General features: G+C 60.6%; 1 protein-coding gene. It reads left to right on the top strand.

The genetic code is table 11. The features are described from left to right. Nucleotides 1-856: RHS domain-containing protein (locus tag GIR22_RS25820; protein WP_178122472.1), on the top strand; the 856-nt coding region annotated here is incomplete at both ends.

Below are 856 nucleotides of genomic sequence, written 5' to 3'. Positions count from 1 at the left end.
ACTCAAGACCCTGCGCCTGCCGGACAACAACCGCCTCAATTTCCACCACGACAAAGGCGGCCACCTGGCCACCGTCGAACTCAATGGAAAAACCCTCACTTCACACCTGTTCAAATCCGGCCGCGAACACCAACGCCAGCAAGGCCAACTGCTCAGCCATTACCACTACGACGATCAAGGTCGCCTGCATGCCCATGCCCTGACCCAACAGGAACACCGCCACTCCCGCCGTCAATACGACTATGACCAACGCGGCAACCTGGCCCGCACCCTCGACACCCGCAAAGGCCAACACGACTACCACTACGATCCCCTGGACCGCCTGACCCGCGCCAACCACTCCCAAGACACCCAGGAACGCTTCGCCCACGACCCGGCGGGCAACCTGCTGATGCAAGACCGCATCGGCCCCGCCGTGATCGTCGGCAACCGCTTGTTGCTGCAAGGTGACCGGCATTACGACTACGACGCCTTCGGAAATCTCATACGCGAACGTCGGGGCCGGGCCCAGCAGTTGGTCACGGAATACCGCTACGACTGCCAGCATCGGCTGATCGGCATCACTCAACCGGATGGCCGAACCGCCAGCTACTGCTATGACCCGTTTGGTCGGCGTATCAGCAAAAACGTCGATGAAAAAACCACCGAGTTTTTCTGGCAAGGCGACACCCTGATCGCTGAACACTCAGAAGAGCAACACCGCAGCTACCTCTACGAACCCGACAGCTTCCGCCCGCTGGCTCTGCTCGAAGGCTTTGGCCCGGACAACACCCAAGCCTTCCACTACCAACTCGACCACCTTGGCACACCTCAGGAACTCACCGCCCCCAACGACGAAACCGTCTGGTCTGCCCAC

It is taken from the genome of Pseudomonas karstica (assembly GCF_009707515.1).
Classification (GTDB): Bacteria; Pseudomonadota; Gammaproteobacteria; order Pseudomonadales; family Pseudomonadaceae; genus Aquipseudomonas; species Aquipseudomonas karstica.
The sequence above is the reverse complement of the archived record's forward strand: the minus strand, read 5'-3'. Positions and strand labels throughout refer to the sequence as shown.